The sequence below is a fragment of the Kiloniella litopenaei genome, from assembly GCF_000982415.1.
Taxonomy (GTDB): domain Bacteria; phylum Pseudomonadota; class Alphaproteobacteria; order Kiloniellales; family Kiloniellaceae; genus Kiloniella; species Kiloniella litopenaei.
The window spans coordinates 248,049-266,295 of sequence record NZ_LANI01000003.1 but is presented as its reverse complement, the minus strand read 5'-3'; the positions used below and the strand labels follow the sequence as shown (position 1 = coordinate 266,295).

Annotated in this window: 18 protein-coding genes and 1 tRNA gene; 13 read left to right on the top strand and 6 right to left on the bottom strand. The window is 45.6% G+C overall.

Annotated elements, in window-relative coordinates; all coding sequences use genetic code 11:
* Nucleotides 1-149 precede the first annotated feature (149 nt).
* From WH95_RS05375 to rfbB, 3 genes are all read left to right on the top strand, one after another.
* A tRNA-Arg gene (locus WH95_RS05375) sits at nucleotides 150-226 on the top strand.
* Between the two features lie 951 nt (nucleotides 227-1,177).
* Nucleotides 1,178-1,624 carry a response regulator gene (locus tag WH95_RS05370; protein ID WP_157845896.1) on the top strand — a complete coding sequence of 149 codons (447 nt, stop codon included), beginning with the start codon at nucleotides 1,178-1,180 and terminating at the stop codon, nucleotides 1,622-1,624.
* A 90-nt stretch (nucleotides 1,625-1,714) separates the two neighbouring features.
* A complete protein-coding gene (gene rfbB / locus WH95_RS05365) occupies nucleotides 1,715-2,776 on the top strand; it encodes a dTDP-glucose 4,6-dehydratase (protein ID WP_046503999.1) in 1,062 nt (353 codons plus the stop codon).
* 82 nt (nucleotides 2,777-2,858) lie between these two features.
* Here rfbB and WH95_RS05360 read toward each other — a convergent pair whose 3' ends face one another.
* The gene (locus tag WH95_RS05360; RefSeq protein ID WP_046503997.1) at nucleotides 2,859-3,257 is read right to left on the bottom strand and encodes a helix-turn-helix domain-containing protein; all 399 of its coding nucleotides are present in this window, start codon (nucleotides 3,255-3,257) and stop codon (nucleotides 2,859-2,861) included.
* Nucleotides 3,258-3,741: 484 nt separating this feature from the next.
* Between WH95_RS05360 and WH95_RS05355 the strand changes: the two genes are divergently transcribed.
* Nucleotides 3,742-5,463, top strand: coding sequence for a putative bifunctional diguanylate cyclase/phosphodiesterase (locus WH95_RS05355; RefSeq protein ID WP_046503993.1), 1,722 nt, complete (start codon nucleotides 3,742-3,744; stop codon nucleotides 5,461-5,463).
* Between the two features lie 144 nt (nucleotides 5,464-5,607).
* Here the strand turns inward: WH95_RS05355 and phaR are convergent, their stop codons facing one another.
* Nucleotides 5,608-6,219: a polyhydroxyalkanoate synthesis repressor PhaR gene (gene phaR, locus WH95_RS05350; RefSeq protein ID WP_046503990.1), complete on the bottom strand. Its 612-nt coding sequence runs from the start codon at nucleotides 6,217-6,219 to the stop codon at nucleotides 5,608-5,610.
* Between the two features lie 227 nt (nucleotides 6,220-6,446).
* Between phaR and WH95_RS21255 the strand changes: the two genes are divergently transcribed.
* The 5 genes from WH95_RS21255 to WH95_RS05325 all read left to right on the top strand — a co-directional run bounded on the left by WH95_RS21255 (nucleotide 6,447) and on the right by WH95_RS05325 (nucleotide 11,110).
* Complete coding sequence (locus tag WH95_RS21255) at nucleotides 6,447-6,875, top strand: hypothetical protein (RefSeq protein ID WP_046503987.1); 429 nt, start codon at nucleotides 6,447-6,449, stop codon at nucleotides 6,873-6,875.
* A complete protein-coding gene (locus WH95_RS05340) occupies nucleotides 6,763-7,932 on the top strand; it encodes an alpha/beta fold hydrolase (RefSeq protein ID WP_162199380.1) in 1,170 nt (389 codons plus the stop codon). Before WH95_RS21255 ends, WH95_RS05340 begins: the two co-directional genes overlap by 113 nt.
* Nucleotides 7,933-8,159: 227 nt before the next feature.
* Entirely contained in the window at nucleotides 8,160-9,335 is a 1,176-nt protein-coding gene (locus WH95_RS05335) for an acetyl-CoA C-acetyltransferase (RefSeq protein ID WP_046503981.1), read from the top strand.
* A 193-nt stretch (nucleotides 9,336-9,528) separates the two neighbouring features.
* Nucleotides 9,529-10,254: an acetoacetyl-CoA reductase gene (gene phbB / locus WH95_RS05330; protein WP_046503978.1), complete on the top strand. Its 726-nt coding sequence runs from the start codon at nucleotides 9,529-9,531 to the stop codon at nucleotides 10,252-10,254.
* Between the two features lie 172 nt (nucleotides 10,255-10,426).
* Nucleotides 10,427-11,110, top strand: coding sequence for an HAD family hydrolase (locus WH95_RS05325; RefSeq protein WP_046503976.1), 684 nt, complete (start codon nucleotides 10,427-10,429; stop codon nucleotides 11,108-11,110).
* Between the two features lie 42 nt (nucleotides 11,111-11,152).
* Here WH95_RS05325 and WH95_RS05320 read toward each other — a convergent pair whose 3' ends face one another.
* From WH95_RS05320 to gloB, 3 genes are read right to left on the bottom strand one after another with little or no spacing between them, the layout of a single operon-like run.
* Entirely contained in the window at nucleotides 11,153-11,593 is a 441-nt protein-coding gene (locus WH95_RS05320; protein ID WP_046503973.1) for a cupin domain-containing protein, read from the bottom strand.
* Nucleotides 11,594-11,597: 4 nt separating this feature from the next.
* A complete protein-coding gene (locus WH95_RS05315; RefSeq protein WP_046503971.1) occupies nucleotides 11,598-12,215 on the bottom strand; it encodes a glutathione S-transferase N-terminal domain-containing protein in 618 nt (205 codons plus the stop codon).
* Nucleotides 12,216-12,275: 60 nt separating this feature from the next.
* On the bottom strand, nucleotides 12,276-13,040 hold the full coding sequence (gloB, locus tag WH95_RS05310) for a hydroxyacylglutathione hydrolase (protein WP_046504597.1): 765 nt from the start codon (nucleotides 13,038-13,040) through the stop codon (nucleotides 12,276-12,278).
* Nucleotides 13,041-13,222: 182 nt separating this feature from the next.
* Between gloB and WH95_RS05305 the strand changes: the two genes are divergently transcribed.
* From WH95_RS05305 to WH95_RS05290, 4 genes are all read left to right on the top strand, one after another.
* The gene (locus tag WH95_RS05305) at nucleotides 13,223-13,984 is read left to right on the top strand and encodes a class I SAM-dependent methyltransferase (protein ID WP_046503969.1); all 762 of its coding nucleotides are present in this window, start codon (nucleotides 13,223-13,225) and stop codon (nucleotides 13,982-13,984) included.
* Between the two features lie 129 nt (nucleotides 13,985-14,113).
* Entirely contained in the window at nucleotides 14,114-14,959 is an 846-nt protein-coding gene (locus WH95_RS05300) for a chorismate mutase (RefSeq protein ID WP_046503967.1), read from the top strand.
* Between the two features lie 52 nt (nucleotides 14,960-15,011).
* Entirely contained in the window at nucleotides 15,012-16,094 is a 1,083-nt protein-coding gene (gene hisC / locus WH95_RS05295) for a histidinol-phosphate transaminase (RefSeq protein ID WP_046503964.1), read from the top strand.
* Nucleotides 16,087-17,019, top strand: a complete 933-nt coding sequence (locus WH95_RS05290; protein WP_046503962.1) for a prephenate/arogenate dehydrogenase family protein — start codon at nucleotides 16,087-16,089, stop codon at nucleotides 17,017-17,019. The genes hisC and WH95_RS05290 overlap by 8 nt, the downstream gene beginning before the upstream one ends.
* A 79-nt stretch (nucleotides 17,020-17,098) precedes the next feature.
* Here WH95_RS05290 and WH95_RS05285 read toward each other — a convergent pair whose 3' ends face one another.
* Nucleotides 17,099-18,160: a DUF2125 domain-containing protein gene (locus WH95_RS05285; protein ID WP_046503958.1), complete on the bottom strand. Its 1,062-nt coding sequence runs from the start codon at nucleotides 18,158-18,160 to the stop codon at nucleotides 17,099-17,101.
* Between the last annotated feature and the right edge of the window lie 87 nt (nucleotides 18,161-18,247).

The following is an 18,247-nucleotide window of genomic DNA, read 5'->3' as shown; positions in this document are numbered from 1 at the left end:
AGGGACAAGAGTTTTCCCACCAACTAATTGATAGTTAGGCACGAGATTAAAAAAAAATACGAATCTGCGATTTAGGGCTTGCGTCCTCACAGAAGCAGGAGTAAGTTCCGCCTCGTTTTCAGGGATCTACTCTGGAAACGCTTTGAAACGCACCCGTAGCTCAATTGGATAGAGCACTTGACTACGAATCAAGAGGTTTCAGGTTCGAGTCCTGACGGGTGCGCCATTCTTTCCCTTATATTTCAATAAGTTGCAAGTGTTCCGAATTCGTTCTTATTCGGAGTTTGTCACTTTTCTTTAATTGAATTTTGCCATGGCACACGCGGCAAGCTTCCTTTGGCGGATGCCCACAGCGTGTCTTTGACCATGGTTTCAATCTTGATGCATTTGAAATATCGGAAACGCAAAAACTGTAAGTGAACTGAGTTTCTACAGGATTCTTACCGAATTTTGAAATAAGAAAATTTTGTTCAGCGACATCCCGTCATTAAGCATTGTGGTATATGATGGGCCAGATATAGTGAATGATACAGTACGTTCAAAGAGGCGGCCGCTAATAAGCTGTAACCAACTAATCCACCGATCTTAAATTCTTTGCATTCTTTTGATAATATAATGACGGTTATGGCGCTGACCCAAGTACACCAAAATAATACCGTATAGGCGCTGGTCGTAATATTCCATTGATAGCTATGAGTTTTAAGCTGACCTGAATGAGAATAGTAACCACTGAGTTGTCCGAATAGAAAAAACCATTCAAACAGATAAAGAATAGTCAAAATTGTTGTGAGAAGGTCACCGTGTGGTCGTAGTCCGGCAAACTTGATTAGAATCATCAATATTCTCTGACTGATTAATTTGACGATATGGAATTGTCTGGGTGTAATAAAAATAAAGCGTTAATGGTTTGCAATCATAAATTATTTTTTTGGCGGTTACTCTTATTTCGAGTGTTGGCGCTCGGGTGTTTTTTTAAGTCGATGTGTTGAATAGCGGTGAAACCAGCGAACAAGTCGGTGTAAAATGCCTGTAAGTATACAGTGTTTGGGAATAATTTAAGGTGCGATTATCCTGTGTGAAACAAATCGCGGCTTTTTTTATATAGTCCTTCGGGCTATAAATCAGGTGTTGCCGCTGTTCATTTTTTAAGGCTACCCAGGAAGCTTGCGAGAGTAATTTGTCTGCCTACGATTTATCAGGATTGAATGTGATGGTTGTCGACGACAGTCCGCACATGTTGCGTATTGTTAAGACAATTTTCAATGCGATGGGGATCTTTGACGTTCAATATATACGTGACGTCGAAGCAGCAAGGGCAGAGCTTAAGTTTAAAAAGCCCGATATCATTATCACGGACTGGGAAATGGAGCCTGTGGATGGTCTGCAATTTACACGGGACTTGAGGAAAGAAGGCGGTTTTTTCAGTCGTGTTCCTATTATTCTTTTAACGGGGCATACGGAATACGAACGCGTGATGGAAGCCATTCAATCTGGTGTAAGTGATGTTTTGGCGAAACCAGTTTCCATTGAAATTCTTCATCGTCGTCTGTGTCGAATCGTAGATATTTCATCTATGTCTGTTGCTGATGAATCCGATGATGGTGAGTTTTTGGAAATTGGTTAATATTTGAGTGATTTCACGGTTGTGGAGCCTCGAACGATTTGTGCTCTAGTTCTTTTAAATATCCAGCTTTAATTTAGGTGAGGTCTGTCTATGAGTGCAGAACATTTCTGGAAAGACAAAAGGGTTCTTGTTACGGGTGGGGCGGGATTTATTGGCGCAGAGATTGTTCGGCAGTTAAGCCAGCTCAAAGTCTGTAGAATTAGTGTTCTGGATAAACTGACCTATGCGGCTGATTTGGACAGATTACACGGTTTTGAGGATTGCTTCTCTCTTTCGAAAATGGCTCTTGAAGATAAGCTTGGGGTTCGAAAGGCATTCAAAGATGCGCAGCCAGACATTGTTATTCACGCTGCAGCAGAAAGCCACGTTGATCGGTCGATCGATGGGCCTGAGGACTTTATAGGCAGCAACATTGTTGGTACCTTTAATTTGTTACAAAACGCTCTGGAATTTTGGAATGAAAAAGGAAATCCAGAGCAGTTTAAGCTCCTTCATATCTCAACCGATGAGGTCTATGGGGCTTTAGGGGAAACGGGCTTTTTTGATGAAACAAGCCCCTATGATCCGCGGTCGCCTTATTCCGCTTCGAAGGCGGCTTCGGATCATTTGGTGAAAGCTTGGTGGCATACATACAAGTTACCTGTTATTACGACGAATTGCGGAAATAATTATGGTCCATGGCAATTTCCTGAAAAACTAATTCCTTTGATGGTTGCGAATGCAATTGATGGAAAACCCTTGCCGCTATATGGCGATGGACAGCAGGTAAGAGAGTGGATTCATGTTACTGATCACGTGTCAGCATTGCTTCTCGCCATTGAGAAAGGCAGCACTGGGGAAACTTATCTGATTGGGTCAGGAGAAGAGAAAACAAATCGTTCCGTTGTTGAGGGGATTTGTGACCGGTTGCATCAGAAACACCCCGACAAAAAAACGTTTTCAGATTTGATAGCGTATGTTCAAGATCGACCTGGTCATGATCAACGATATGCGTTAGACGCATCCAAGTTCAGGTCAAAAACGGGGTGGTCCCCAAAAAATACTTTTGAACAGGGGTTAATAGATACCGTTGATTGGTACGTAGAAAATCAGTTGTGGTGGCGCCAAATCCAAGCTGAAAAATATCATCAGGAAAGACTCGGTATCTTTTGAAAACTAAGTTTTTAGCGCCTGGAATAAGCCCAGAACTTTCCAGATTCGGCGCTAGATTTGATCACTTGATTTTGCAATTTGCTCAGGCCGCTTCGGGGTCAGACAGGGATTGTTCTGATAATACCCTGCAAAGCATGCTCAACGCGTCCTGATGTTTTTCATTCTTTATGTTGGTAAAGTTGCGGGCGAGATCCAGACACATGCGTTGTCGTTCGCTTACGATATTCTGGCTGTTATCAAGTCCTTCGTAAAAAAAACTTATCTCAACACCTAGGGCTTGTGAAATTTCGTATAAGCGTCCTGCGGAGACTCTATTTATACCGCGCTCGTACTTGTGAGCCTGTTGATAGGTAACCCCGATTAAGTCAGCCAGTTGCTGCTGAGTAAGCCCAAGCATTGTTCTGCGTTCGCGTATTTTCTGACCTACGTGGTTCTCAATACGGTGTGTATCGGACGAATTATTATTTATTTGAGTCACCAAATTTTACCTACTTATAACGTATGCTTACATAGCAAGGTGTTTACATTATTTTTAGTGTGAAATAGCCCCTTTGTTGGTTGATTTCAATAGATATTGTATAAAATTTTTTAAAAATGGTGATTTGTACTTAGTGTGTATGTGTATTAACTTTTTGTTAACCAATAAAGGTGGCTTATTGAAAGGTTGTTATTTCAGAGCATGAGGTTTGTATTGAAAGCTTATTCTGTCCGGTATATTGGATACTTCATCAGTTCTAGTCTATTTTGATTAATCACCTGTTCTCAAAGAGAAAATTAGTTTCTTGCAACAGAGTTGGTAAAGCCCTTATACAAAAGCATGTATTTATGTATTTGCGATTAATTATGAATTGGATTCAGTATTCGTTAATCACTTGATCGCTATTATTTAATTAAATTTAACGTGAATATCAGTGTCTTGTATGGGTATTTATAGTTGTCCATCTTCAGGTAGGAGTTGACAGACCGTGCTTCGGTCCGCTCGTGATAATAATATAGATCTTTCTTTGCTGGACCAGATGACGACTGCATTGGAGTCATCTGGGGATGTCATGTACGAATGGGACTTGGCAACAGATAGCCTTATGTGGCTGGGCAGAGCTGCGTCTCTTTTTGGTTTGGAAGACAACTTGATTCCGGCCACAGGTGAAACCTATCACAATCGTATTAATCCCGAAGACCTGCCCGCAAGAATGCGAAATTTAACGGACCATTTCGCTGGCGAAGCCTACTACGATTGTGAATATCGTATTCGTGATGGTTCGGGCAATTTTCAGTGGGTTCATGACCGTGGTGCGGTTGATGTTTCGACCACGGGGGCTCCTACCCGATTAACTGGTGTCTTGCGACCTGTAACTGTAAAGAAACAAGCTGAGGCAAGGCTTGAATATCTGGCAAGTTATGATGAACTCTCGGGGCATTTTAATAAGCTGAGACTTAGAGAATCTCTCGATTTTTCTCTAGAACAGGCTATTCGTTACAGCAACGTCGGTGCCTTCCTTGCAGTTGGGGTTGATCACCTTGGTATGATTAATACGGCCTATGGTTTTGAAGCGGGTGATTCCGTTTTGGTAGAGGTTGGCGAGCGCCTGGATAAAAGTATTCGAGGTGCTGATATCGTCGGTCGTCTGGGCGGCGATCGATTCGGTGTTATTATGAGCGTTGCCTCGCATGAAGAGGCTGACACCATAGCTGACAGGATTTTACAAACTGTCCGTGAAACGCCGTTTGAAATTAATGACGAACGTATTTATGTGACTGTTTCTGTAGGGTTCGTTGACTTTCCTGAACAGACCAAGACCAGTTTTGATGCCTTTGCAAAAGCCGAAAGTGCATTGTTGGATGCGAAATCTAATGGTCGTGATTGTGTTAAGCCCTATGAGCTAACTGTCGAGCAATGTGAAAACTATCGAACCAGTATGATTATTGGGGAGGAAGTCAAACTTGCGCTAAAAGAAGATCGCATCGCTTTGGCTTACCAGCCGATTGTGGATTCAGAAACTCATGAACTTGTTCTGGTTGAAGCGCTTTTGCGCATGTTTGACCGTGATGGCCAAATAGTGCCAGCGGGCAGGTTCATTCCCGTTGTCGAGCAATTGGGCATGATGCGGGTCATTGATCGCAGAGTTTTGGAACTGGCCTTGGAAGACTTGGCCCGTTATCCAAACATAACGATGTCATTAAATATATCAGGTTTAACAGCGTCAGATCGTAGCTGGCTCAGGGCGTTATCTTCGCGTGTGAAATCAAGGCCTGATATAGCCAAGCGACTGATCGTTGAAATTACAGAAACCGCAGCGCTTCACGATTTAGAGGAATCAGCTCGTTTTGTTTCAGCGGTCAGGCAGTTGGGATGTAAAGTTGCCATTGATGATTTTGGGGCGGGTTATACAACATTCAGACATCTGAAAACCTTGACTGTTGATATCATCAAGATTGATGGGTCCTTCATTGCCGGTATTTTGGACAATGAAGAGAACCAAATTTTTGTGCGAAACCTGCTTGGTTTGGCAAAGGCCTTGAACCATACAACAATTGCAGAATTTGTTGAGACGGCCGAAGAGGCAGAGTTCCTCTCGCGCGAAGGGATTGATTTGCTACAGGGATTTTATTTTGGGCAACCGGAAATAAAGCCTGATTGGCTTACCAATAATGCTGAAGCAGAAGGCACAATTGTCTTTCCGAAATAGTTATCAATTTCAAGTCTGCCAGCACTGAAGTCTGCCAGTACCAAGTCTATTACTCAATTCTTCAGAATGAGAGTAATTCATCTATAAATGGCCCCCGACAAATCGAGAGCCATTTAAAGGACAATGTTTCTTCGTACTGCTTGGCTACTTCTTTTTGCTTAGGGCGTCGAGTTGCTTTTGCAACTGTTCGACTTGTGTCTTAAGGTCATCAAAACCACCGTTATCAGCCTGTGCGGCAGATTGCTTTTCATCGGATTCTTCTGTCCGTTGAGACGAGGAAGTTTGTGCATGTTGAAATGGAGATAGCATTTGCATGGCGTTTTCAAAAAGGGCCATGTTTTGCTTGTTCATTTCATCCAAATTGCCAAATGGAAATATGCCGCCAAAGGTTTCTTGCATAGACTGGCGCATTTTATCCTGATTTTCGGAAAAACCCTCCATCATGTGTTCCAGATACTTTGGAACGACCCATTGCATAGAATCGCCATAAAGGCTGATCAATTGACGTAAGAAGGAAATCGGCAACAGGTTTTGTCCCTTTGCCTCTTCTTCGACGATGATCTGGGTTAAAACGGATCGTGTGATGTCATTTCCTGATTTCGCATCATAGACAACAAACTCCACGTCATCCTTAACCATCTGGCAGAGATGGTCTAGTGTGACATAGCTACTGGTTGCTGTGTTATACAGACGTCTATTTGCATATTTTTTTATGACGATGGCTTCGTCATTATTCCCTGATTTTGAGGTCGCCAAGATCCTCGCCTCCAATGCTTAATTATGTTTGCCAGTTTTAATCGCTGGCTTATTGCTGTTTGTGCACTGCTTATTAAATATTGCTGCGCTGCGATGGTATCTGTCAATGAATAGGGTATAAAAGCCTTTAAAAAAGAGAATTTTTTGTCTGTTTTTCTCATTGCTTGTGCGAATATAGCTTTTAGCCAACGCAATACAGATACGTATATTATGTGAGAGAGGGCTTCTTGGACAGGGAAAATGACATCGATCAACTTGCTGATGAGTACCTGGATCTATGGATTGCCCACCTGTCCGGGTTACGGCTGACGCCGTGGCATCTGATGGCAGATTTGTCGACGGATCTCGATCCGGCAATAATTGATCTGTACAGGCAGTGGGAAGCTTTTTACCATAGCCTCTACCACCCAGATGCAAGAGGAGGGGAAAATCCCTTCCAGTCGGTGTTGCAATACGATTTCGGGCAAGCAAAAGGGACAGAACCCGGTGGCAAGCAAACGCAAAACAAGTCCGGTTCCGTTACCAATGCACATGGTGTCAGCGATGATGACATTGCAGAGCTCAAAGCTCGGCTTGGGGATCTTGCAAGACAAATTGCCGAACTCGAAGCTGGTTCCGAAAATTCCGGAAATGATGAAGGCGCAAATCGCGAGTAAGATCTCGGGTGAAGATCCTTTGCAATTTCATCAGGCCATAGATCGGGCTATTGCCCGGCGGTTTTCGCTTTATCAAGAGGGAATCAAAAAATATCAGGATGCAGATTTCATCAACATTCGAAACCACACGCCTGTTGTCTGGTCCCAAGGCTCTGCTTCGCTTCTGGATTATTCGGAAGGAAGGGGAGGATATCCTCTCTTTGTTATTCCCTCTTTGGTCAACCGCTATTACATCCTTGATTTAATGCAGGAGAAAAGCTTTCTCCGGTGGTTAGTAGGGGAAGGCTGGGCTCCTTACGTTGTGGATTGGGGGCGGCCTGATGTAGCAGAGCATGATTTTGGGCTTGAAGACTATATTGTCCGGTATCTGCAAGCCGCTTTACAGGAAGTTGCAGAACAAAGCGGGCAAAAGCCAATTGTCATTGGTTATTGCATGGGAGGGACCTTGGCGACGGCTTTGACTGTTTTAAATCAGCCGAAAATCCGTTCCTTGGTTTTGATTGCGAGCCCTTGGGATTTTCACGAGGGTAAAGACGAAAGAGCAATACAACAGGGAGAGTGGCTTCAATGTCTTTTGCCCTTGGTTCAGTCGATCGGTCATCTGCCGTCTGAAATAATGCAAGGTTTGTTTGCGTCGTTAGATCCGACACTGTCTTTGCGAAAATTTTCGAACTTCAGGTCATTTGGTGAAAATACAGAACAGGCAAAAACCTTTATCTCTTTGGAAGATTGGTTGAATGACGGCGTGCCTCTAACGCAGAAGGTAGCCAGAGAATGCCTTCAGGGATGGTACGGGGAAAATTTGACTGAAAAAGGTCTCTGGTCTATTGCTGGTGAAACCATTACTTTGGATAAAGTTCAGCTGCCAACACTATCGGTTGTATCTGATAATGACCGTATCGTGCCAAAGGCGTCTTCTCTTGCCGGTGCGGAAGCTCTGGCAAATAATGCGATTATTCACACCTCTTTGGGGCATATCGGCATGATGGTTAGTCGCGGCGCACAATCGAAATCATGGATTCCGATGTCAGATTGGATGAAACAAATAACAGCATAAAAATGCAATATAATTTCAATATTTGTGCAAAAAAATAAATTTTTATGTCACATTGGCGTAATATTCTCTTGATTTTTCATGCTTAGCCTCGTTATGGTTTGTGTAATAATTTTGCAGTGCAGCATGTGCTGATGGTGAATAGGGTAGTGCGAGCTGGTCGCTTTAACAAAACGGGCTTCCAGTTTAGATCATAATATTTGAGACACAGTTTTCTGAAAGGATCTGTAATGTCTGGTGTTGTTATTGTCGGGGCCGCGAGAACCCCGGTTGGCGCTTTCGGGGGAGGACTTTCGACGGTTCCGGCTGCGGAGCTTGGAACGGTTGCTATTCGCGAAGCTCTGGCGCGGGCAGGTGTGTCACCTGAAGATGTTGATGAAGTGATATTGGGGCAAATTCTTACTGCCGGGGACGGGCAAAACCCTGCACGCCAAGCTGCTCTAGGCGCTGGGATTCCACATGAGAAGACTGCCTATCTCATTAATCAGATTTGTGGGTCGGGTTTGCGGACAGTGGCTTTGGGCTATCAGTCCATTGCCTTAGGTGATGCAGAGGTTGTTGTTGCCGGTGGGCAGGAGAACATGAGTTTAGCCCCGCATGTGTCGCACATGCGCACAGGGACCAAAATGGGTGATGTCAAACTGGTTGATACCATGATCAAGGACGGATTGTGGTGTGCAATGAACGATTATCACATGGGAAAAACAGCTGAAAATATTGCGGCGAAGTTTAATATATCCCGCAAAGATCAGGATGCCTTTGCTGCCGGATCTCAGCAAAAAGCGGCGATTGCGCAGGAAGCCGGCTATTTCAAGGACGAGATTGTTCCCGTTACTGTGAAAACCCGGCGCAGTGAAGTTGTTGTCGCGACTGATGAACATCCAAAACCGGATACAACGGCTGAAGGCCTGGCCAAGTTAAGAGCCGCTTTTGACCGGGAAGGTACGGTCACCGCAGGGAATGCATCTGGTATTAATGATGGTGCTGCCGCTGTTGTGATGATGTCTGAAAGCAAGGCGCAAGCTGATGGTATCAAGCTGTTGGCAAAAATTGTGTCCTGGGCAACTGCCGGTGTGGATCCCGCCATTATGGGGACTGGCCCTATTCCAGCCAGTCGCAAGGCATTAGAAAAAGCAGGCTGGACTATCGACGATGTTGAGTTGGTTGAAGCCAACGAAGCATTTGCGGCGCAAGCCATTGCCGTTAACCGGGAACTGGGCTGGAACACAGATATTGTGAATGTAAACGGCGGGGCCATTGCTTTGGGGCACCCGATTGGGGCTTCTGGTGCACGTGTTCTGGTGACGTTGCTTCATGAAATGCAGCGTCGTGATGTTAAAAAAGGGCTCGCGACCCTCTGTATTGGCGGTGGACAGGGAATAGCTCTCTGTGTCGAGCGCGATTAAGGAAATCAGGGAGGCTGTCGATGAAACAAAAGCAAAAATATCATCGGCAGCAACTCTTTGTGGATGGGCTGCCTTTGTTTCTTGGGGCGGCCCTTTTTTGTGGAGGCCTCGCGATTTTGTCCAAAAATCCTGGGTTAAGTTACAGAAATTTAGGGCTCTGCCCTGAGACAGCAAATAACGAAGGGAAATAAAAATGTCTCGTGTTGCTCTTGTAACCGGAGGTACCAGAGGAATTGGTGCGGCCATTTCAATTGCCTTGAAAGAGGCTGGGTACAGTGTTGCAGCCAGTTATGCAGGGAATGACGAAGCTGCGCAAAAGTTCCGGGATGAAAATAAAATCGCGGTTTTTAAATGGGATGTTGGTGATTTCGACGCCTGTCAGGAAGGCATTGCCCAGGTAGAGAAAGAACTAGGCGCAATAGATGTTCTTGTGAACAACGCGGGTATCACACGGGATACGACGTTGCATAAGATGGATCAGGCCAAGTGGCAGGCTGTGATTGATACCAATCTCAATTCTCTGTTCAATATGACGCGGGGCGTTATTGATGGCATGCGTGAGCGCAAATACGGGCGGGTGATTAGTATTTCATCAATCAATGGGCAAAAGGGACAGTTTGGTCAGGCCAACTATGCTGCGGCGAAAGCAGGTGTAATTGGGTTTACCAAGTCCATTGCGCAAGAGAATGCAAGCAAGGGGATCACAGCAAATGTTGTGGCACCGGGATATATTGGTACAGAAATGGTGCGGGCTGTTCCCGAGGAAATTCTCAATAGCAAGATTATCTCTCAGATACCTGTTGGACGTTTGGGTGAGCCGGAAGAGGTGGCGGATTGTGTTGTCTTTCTGGCTTCTGAGAAATCCGGCTTTGTCACAGGCTCAACCCTTAGCGTGAATGGGGGGCAGTATATGGATTAAGCGCGATCAAAACGTGCTTTTCCAAGTGAGCAAAAACTTTTTATTGTTAAAACCCTGTTGTCTCGGCCCTCTACTGAGATAACAGGGTTTTCTTTTATCTGTCTTGATTGTGCCATAAACCACAGGTAATTCTCTCGAACATCGGAACATTATTGGACGCGATAAGAGATCTATGAAGACTTTTCCCGAGCTGGTTATTTTTGATTGTGATGGTGTCCTGGTTGATAGCGAAGCGCTGGCTGCCCGGATTGTGTCCCAGACACTGGCGGATTATGACATTGAGTTAAATCCGCAAGACGTTGCCAATCAATTTGCGGGATATACCGATGATGCCATCAGGGATCATTTCAATAAAGTTTCTGACACTAAGCTGCCGGAAGATTTTGCACAGATCGTCGAGCGTGGCACGATTGATCAAATGGCAGGCGCATTGGAAACACTACCCTATATCAAGGAAACACTTTCAATACTTGAACATCCCTTTTGTGTGGCTTCTAACAGTCGTACCGATCGTTTGGACAGTGCGCTGGATAAAACCGGTTTGGGAAGGTTTTTTCCGAAAGAGAGACGTTTTAGCTCTTCTATGGTGGAGCATCCCAAGCCTGCGCCAGATTTACATCTTATGGCTTGTGAAATGATGAAGGTGAAGCCTGAACAGGCGTTGATTATCGAAGATACAGTAACGGGTGTTACTGGGGGCAAGAATGCAGGTATTGCGGTTCTTGGTTTTGTTGGTGCCGAGCATATTGTGGATAAAAATGTGCAAGGGCGGAAGTTGATGGAAGCTGGCGCTTATGCCGTTTTTGATGATATGCGCCAGCTTTCAATGATGCTAAAGGACTATGCCGCAGCGTAATATAGCCTTTTGATTAGCTCAATCCGATCCATGTCCCCCGATCTATGTCTCTGGTGTCCAGTCAGGGGCAGCCAGCTCGAAGCCGTCAAACTCAAAAGCGGGTGCGACTGTACACCCAACAAGAACCCACCCCTGTTCTGCATTGGCAGCTTGCCAATGATCTTTGGGGATGACGTGTTGCGGTGTTTGCCCTGCAATAACGTCTGGCCCTAACGTGACAATGGTTTCTTTTTCCCCGTCATGAGATCTCAGGCTAAGGGAGCTACCTGCGTACCAGTGCCACATCTCTACGGCATCAACTTTGTGCCAATGAGAGCCTTGGCCCTTTTCCAGTAAAAAGAAAATAGCTGTTTGGTCGCCTCTACTACCATCGGCAGGCTGATGGCGATAGGTTTCCTTGTACCAACCACCTTCCGGATGGGGTTGAAGGTCGAGATGTTTGATTATCTCTTGCGCAGAATAGCCCTTTGGATCTTTAGGCATAACTTCAGGAACCTGCGGGCGGGGATGTTTTTACGAAGGAGGGTCGTTCTGAAATAGCCTTGAACCAATTGGAAAGGTTCGGACGGTTTGAACGCCAGTCTTCATCTGCATACCGGAAGTCCAGGTAAGCGAGTGCACAGGCAAGGCTGATTTCTGCGAGGCCAAAATCATTCCCGAGCGTTTTGTCTGTTACGGCTTTTTCAAATACGTCCAACGTTGTATCGATCTTGAATTTTTGAGCTTCATGCACAGACTCAAGCTGATGTTCACTAGGGCGTTGACGACGCTCCATTGTTCTTAAAAGGCTGGCATCCATAACGCCATCTGCTAGGGCATGAAAGTTGAGAGCTTTCCAACGTGCATCGCCTGACGAGGGAACTAGAGAAGGCGATTGGTTCAAGCTTTCCAAATATTCACAGATCAAGGGCGAATCACATAGAACTGTACCCTCGCGGGTTTCAAGTGCAGGTACCTTTCCAAGTGGGTTTTTCTGCCAAATCTCTGATTCTTTTGTGAAGGTGCCCATGGGGACAAGATTGATTTCACTGTCCAACCCTTTTTCCATGGCAAGCATAAGCACTTTGCGGACATAGGGGGATGTGGGGGAAAAACATAAATACATTATAACTCCGGTACGAAGAACGTTACTGCTAAGTGCCTGATGGCGTTTCGTGAGGGATAACTAAAAGTTGTCTTTGCGTTTGCGTATTTCCTTGAACACATCCGCATCTGTCGCCGTGGGCATGTTCAGCTCTTTTCTAATTCCGGTATCGCCCGGTCGAAGGAAAGGATTGGTTTTTAATTCTTCACTTAATAAGCTTGGTACTGTTGGTTGGCCATCTTTTCGCAGTCTCCTGATCTTTTCAACTCTCTTTTTCAGATCAGCATTTTCCGGATCTACCGTTAACGAAAATTCTGCATTTGAAAGAGTGTATTCATGTGCTGAATAGATGAGCGTATTTTCCGGAAGAGAAAGATATTGTTGAAGAGATTGCCACATCATTTCCGGCGTGCCTTCGAACAGGCGCCCGCATCCTAGTGAGAAAAGGCTATCACCGGGAAACAGGATGTTGTCGTCTTCAAACCAGTAGGCAATGTGCCCCAAAGTATGGCCTGGTACATAAAATACTTTTGCTGTTTTTGATCCAAAGAGAATGCTGTCCCCACCATCCACAAGAATATCTATGCCATCAATCCGATGTTGATCTTTTTTGGGGCCTGTTACCTTTGCGTTGGTTCTTTGTTTTATGTCTGCAAGTCCATCAATATGGTCATAATGATGATGTGTTAGAATGACATCAGTGATCATCCAGCCCAGTTCGTCTGCTTGTTCAAGAATTTGATCTGAAACACCGGGGTCTATAACGGCAACAGCGCCTGTGTCTGTATCTTTGATCAGATAACTGTAGTTATCGCTCAATATAGGGATCTGTCTGACATCAAGCATTGTGTTTCCCCAATTATAGGTGCCTAAGGATATAAAAATCTGAAAGCGTTTTTGGCTTTTCATTTGTTAAGGTGATCTTAGCGACCTATGTTTTAAAGATCGACGGTTGATTTTTTTTTTGATTATGATTTTCGCTGCTGGTTTATGGCGACACAAATATCTGGTGAGAAGCAGAGAAAATAATGTGGACAGACGTTGTTGATCTTCAGGGATTTTACGGCACCCGGTTGGGGGAAACGGCCGCGCACGTCATTCGTGGTAATATTCGCGAACATTGGAAAAACCTAAAGGGGAAATCTGTCTTGGGGCTTGGTTATACCACGCCTTATCTCACCCAGTTTGAAGACGAAGCGGACCGCGTTCTTGCCTTTATGCCTGCGTCACAGGGGGTCTGTCATTGGCCTCGTGGTGGACCGGGAAAAACATCCTTGGTGGATGAAACAAAACTCCCTCTACCAGATTATTCAATCGACAGAGTATTGTTGGTACATGGTCTGGAAAGTAGTGAATATTTGCGAGATATGTTGAGGGAGATATGGCGAGTCCTGACAAGTGATGGGCGATTGTTAATTGTTGCGCCGAACCGGCGGGGTATTTGGGCGCGTGTTGACAAAACACCGTTTGGGTGGGGGCATCCTTTTAGCAGATCGCAAATATCTCAACTGTTGGATGATGCACTTTTTGTTCCCATGAGCACTAATCGTTCTTTGTATGTGCCACCAAGTCAACGATTGACCTTTCTTCAATCTGCCCCGGCTTGGGAGCGAATGGGGAAAAGGTTTTTCCCAACCTTCGCGGGTGTTTTAACGGTAGAGGCGGGTAAGCAATTGTATGTTCCTGGGACCCCTAAAAAAGTTCACAGTGTTCGTCGCACAAGTTTGGTGAGCGCACCACAGGCATACCAGAAAGCGTCAAACACCCCTCGTGCATCAAAATTGAAATAGGTGTGATATTATAATGTTAAACTTTTTTGATGTGAAACTGAGCTGAATACCTGAATCTTTTCTTTTACTTTTCCCCCCCTCTATGTCTATCTCTTTTCTGGGATTGAGAATAACAGGCCTTTAAAAATTATGTCTGAAAAAGATAAGCTTTCTTCCTTGCGAAATCAGATTGATGAAATCGACAATCAGATTCATGACCTTTTGATGAAAAGGGCTGAGGTGGTCCAATCAATCGTAAAGGAAAAGGGGCAACCTTCGACAAGTCTTGATGCAGGAAGAGAGGCTGAGGTCCTGCGCTATCTTATTAAACGGCATGACGGCATTTTGCCGAAGTCTGCAATTGTTCGTCTATGGCGAGAGATTTTTGCAAGTACATTACAGCTGGAAAGCAGATTTTCAGTCTCTGTACATGTCCCCGAGGGCGATAATACTTATTATGATTTGTCTCGTGAACACTTTGGCATGGAGACGCCGATCTCTAGCCGCCAAACTGTAATGAGTGTCTTGCGCGAAGTAACCGATGGTGCTGCAACTGCGGGCATTCTTCCCTTGCCTCAGGCCGGGGAAGGTAATCCTTGGTGGCTTTCTCTTGCCCAGGGTGAAGGGGCGACCAATGCCAGAATTATTGCACGATTACCATTTTATCAGATGTCCAGAACGGATGGACCAGAGGCGGTTATCGTTGGATTGAGTGCTCAGGAAGAAACGGGGCATGATCGTAGTTATGTCGTTGTTGAATCCGCTGAACCTTTGTCTCGCTCAACCTTGACGAGCCTGTTGGAAAAATCAGATTTGAAGCCCGTCAATATTCAAATTCACACGCCGGATCCATCAGTATGTTTACAGCTGATTGAAGTGGATGATTATGTGGCCCCAGGTGATGAGCGCCTGGCCAAACTAGCCGAATTGTCTGATCAAAGAATTACACATGCCTGGACAATCGGTGGTTATGCAGTTCCATTAACGGACGCATAATTTCATCGGCACGTTGCCGATAACGATTCAGTAAAATAAGAGAGTTTTTAAAATGGCTTTAAAACCGCAACCCGGAATTATGGATGTATCCCCTTACGTTGGTGGAGAATCTAAAGTTGAAGGTGTCGATCGGATTTGCCGCTTGGCTTCGAATGAAAACCCACTTGGTGCTTCAGACGCGGCTAAAAAAGCTTATCTGGCGATTGCAGAAGACCTTCATCGATATCCGGACGGTGGCTCTTATTTACTGAGAACAGGTATTGCGGAAGCAGAAGATCTGGATGCAGAAAGAATTGTCTGTGGTGCCGGTTCTGATGAATTGTTGGGCCTTTTGATTAACGCTTATGTCGGTGTTGATGACGAAGTCGTCTATAACGAACACGGCTTTTTGATGTACCCGATTGGCACCAAAATTGCCGGGGGTGTCCCTGTCAAAGCCAATGAAACAGATCTGCGTATTGATATCGATGCCATGTTGGCAGCGGTGACCGATAAAACACGCATTATGTTCTTGGCAAACCCGAACAACCCGACAGGAAGCTACATTACCGAAACCGAATTGCGAAGGCTGCGTGCCGAGCTACGGGATGATGTGTTGTTGGTCATTGATGCTGCCTATTGCGAATACGTTGATAATGCCGATTACATAAATGGTGCAGCCTTGGTTGAAGAGAACGATAATGTGGTAATGACACGCACGTTCTCCAAGATACACGGTCTTGCGTCGCTTCGGTTGGGGTGGGCCTATTGTTCTGCCGAGGTTGCTGATGTTCTCAACCGTGTTCGCGGCCCTTTTAATGTCAGTTTGGCTGCACAGTCCGCAGGTGTCGCGGCGATCAAGGATAAAGAACACATTACCCGGTCAAAAGAGCTTAATAATCGTCTGCTTAACTGGTTCCGCCAACAGGTGTCCGAACTGGGGCTAGGGACGCATGATTCTGTCGGTAACTTTGTGCTTGTGAACTTTGGTTCTGGCGAACGTGCGGCAGAAGCTCTGGCATTCCTGAAAAACAAAGGCGTTCTGGTGCGTGGCATGTCTGCCTATGGATTGGCTGAACATATTCGTATTTCAATCGGAACCGAAGAAGAGATGAGGGTGGTGGTCGATAGTCTCACCGCATTTATCAATGACTGAAAAAAAAGATCCACTTTTTAATAAAATCGCTTTGGTCGGGATTGGGTTGATTGGCTCATCACTGGCCAGAGCGACCCGTAAAAATGGCCTGGCAAAGGAAATTGTTGCCTGTGCCCGTAGCCAAGGTACACGCGATACAGCCATGCGGTTGGGCTTGGTTGACGCGATCTATGAAACACCAGCTGAAGCAGTTGTCGATGCTGATCTGGTTATCCTTTGCACTCCGGTTAGCACTTATGATGATCTGGCGTGTGCAATGGCGCCGTCTTTGAAGGAAGGTGCTATTGTCACAGATGTTGGCTCGGTCAAAGAGTCTGTTATTCGTGATGTGGGACCACATCTTCCTGACGGCATCCACTTTGTCCCGGGGCACCCGATTGCAGGTACCGAGCATTCTGGACCAGAAGCAGGCTTTGCAGAGCTGTTTGAAGGACGCTGGTGTATCTTAACTCCGGTTCCTGGAACCAACAGCAAGGCGCTTGATCGCATCACTGATTACTGGACGGCTATGGGAAGTATGGTCGAAATCATGACGGCGCATCATCATGATAAAGTTTTGGCCATTACGTCTCATTTACCACATTTGATTGCTTACACAATTGTGGGAACGGCAACTGATCTGGAGGAAACCCAACAGGCTGATGTTGTGAAGTTCTCAGCGGGTGGTTTTCGTGATTTTACACGAATTGCGGCCTCTGATCCCATTATGTGGCGCGATGTGTTCTTGAACAATCGCGAGGCCGTTCTGGAAATGCTGCAAAGATTTTCCGAAGACCTGTCGGTGTTACAACGCGCTGTACGATGGGGAGAGGGCGATGTTCTGGAAGATCGCTTTCGGAAAACCCGTGATATTCGTCGTGGTATTGTTGATGCCCATCAGGCGGGTACCTTTGATGCACGAGAACCTGATAACGCTCAGGATTGATCATCATAAAAAAGCTCACTTCTATCGAGGTGAGCTTTTTTCAACTTGGCTTATTATTCTGGGCTTTTATTCAGGACTTTTATTGGGCGACAGGTGGCAATCGCAGCAAGGTGACAGGGCCAATAGAAAGCCAGCCGTCTTGCATAACAAGCGGTACGTTTATTTCGTGACGACCCCGCTCATTGGTTTTACCCAATGCTGCCAGCGATAGCTTTATACCAAAGCTTTGCCCTTTATTGATAAGGCCGGTTTTCTCCAGTTTTTTGACAACGGCCCCAGCGCCTTCAATTCTGCTGTCAAGCTGGCCTGAAGGCCTGAGCAGATTGTCCACAGTCATTTTACCTTTGGCATCCATCAACAAAGGGCCCCAGCGTAAACTCATATCGTGAAGAGACAGGAAACCACCTGTATCCCGCCATGTGTGAAGGGCTTTTTTCAGCTTGGCTTTCGGAATCGCACCATAAAGTGTGCCATCAATGTTGAGCTGAGTTATCGGGCCCTTTAAAGGTGTTTTATCCAGTTCAGGATGATTTATATCCTGTGCTTTAATGAGGATGTTGAATTCTTGAAGCGGGTTTTGAGTTGAGGCAGGCTTTAGAGGGCCCAGTGTTGTGTCCAGTGTTGTGATGGTGAGCGGGTGATGGCTTTCGCGCGTCACAACGAGCTTATCTGCCTGAAGTCGGGCGTTGAGTAGTTCGCCTTCCAGTGTTAGCTGAGCAGTGGATTTTGCGTGACTGCTTTTGATTGTTATCGCGGGGTGATTGTTGGGCAGGCCATCGATAATATGTTCTGCGCTGAGATCTACTGTCATGCTTAATGGTGACCAGGGCGTTGCTTCTGCACTTAGACGAGGTGTTTGCCAATGCCATCCGTCAGGGGATTTTATCTGTGGGTCTTTCAGATCCGCTTGGACCAAAAAGGGAAAGCCACTTATAGATAGGGGGCCATGAGAAATTTCGAACCCGCGGGATCGTTGTTTTTCGCTCCATCTGTTCAGGCTTGTTTCCATTTGGTTTGCTGCCCAAAACCAAAAGGCCACGGAAAAGCCGATAAAGAGTACGCATAAGACAAGACCGGATATGACCAGCTTTTTTGCAATATTTGATGACTGACTGGTGTTCTGGTCAATATCTACAGACATTTTATGTCGACCCTTGGTTCCTGTGGAGGTAAATCATTTTAATTGAGGGCGTCACTTTTCGTTTCGCAAAGCAATCGTTACACTCAA

Coding starts and splice junctions, on each gene's coding strand:
- WH95_RS05325 (WP_046503976.1), top strand. CDS start 10,427: ATGAAGACTTTTCCCGAGCTGGTTATTTTTGATTGTGATGGTGTCCTG.
- WH95_RS05320 (WP_046503973.1), bottom strand. CDS start 11,593: ATGCCTAAAGATCCAAAGGGCTATTCTGCGCAAGAGATAATCAAACAT.
- WH95_RS05285 (WP_046503958.1), bottom strand. CDS start 18,160: ATGTCTGTAGATATTGACCAGAACACCAGTCAGTCATCAAATATTGCA.
- gloB (WP_046504597.1), bottom strand. CDS start 13,040: ATGCTTGATGTCAGACAGATCCCTATATTGAGCGATAACTACAGTTAT.
- phbB (WP_046503978.1), top strand. CDS start 9,529: ATGTCTCGTGTTGCTCTTGTAACCGGAGGTACCAGAGGAATTGGTGCG.
- WH95_RS05305 (WP_046503969.1), top strand. CDS start 13,223: ATGTGGACAGACGTTGTTGATCTTCAGGGATTTTACGGCACCCGGTTG.
- WH95_RS05290 (WP_046503962.1), top strand. CDS start 16,087: ATGACTGAAAAAAAAGATCCACTTTTTAATAAAATCGCTTTGGTCGGG.
- hisC (WP_046503964.1), top strand. CDS start 15,012: ATGGCTTTAAAACCGCAACCCGGAATTATGGATGTATCCCCTTACGTT.
- WH95_RS05300 (WP_046503967.1), top strand. CDS start 14,114: ATGTCTGAAAAAGATAAGCTTTCTTCCTTGCGAAATCAGATTGATGAA.
- WH95_RS05315 (WP_046503971.1), bottom strand. CDS start 12,215: ATGTATTTATGTTTTTCCCCCACATCCCCCTATGTCCGCAAAGTGCTT.
- rfbB (WP_046503999.1), top strand. CDS start 1,715: ATGAGTGCAGAACATTTCTGGAAAGACAAAAGGGTTCTTGTTACGGGT.
- WH95_RS05340 (WP_162199380.1), top strand. CDS start 6,763: ATGATGACATTGCAGAGCTCAAAGCTCGGCTTGGGGATCTTGCAAGAC.
- WH95_RS05335 (WP_046503981.1), top strand. CDS start 8,160: ATGTCTGGTGTTGTTATTGTCGGGGCCGCGAGAACCCCGGTTGGCGCT.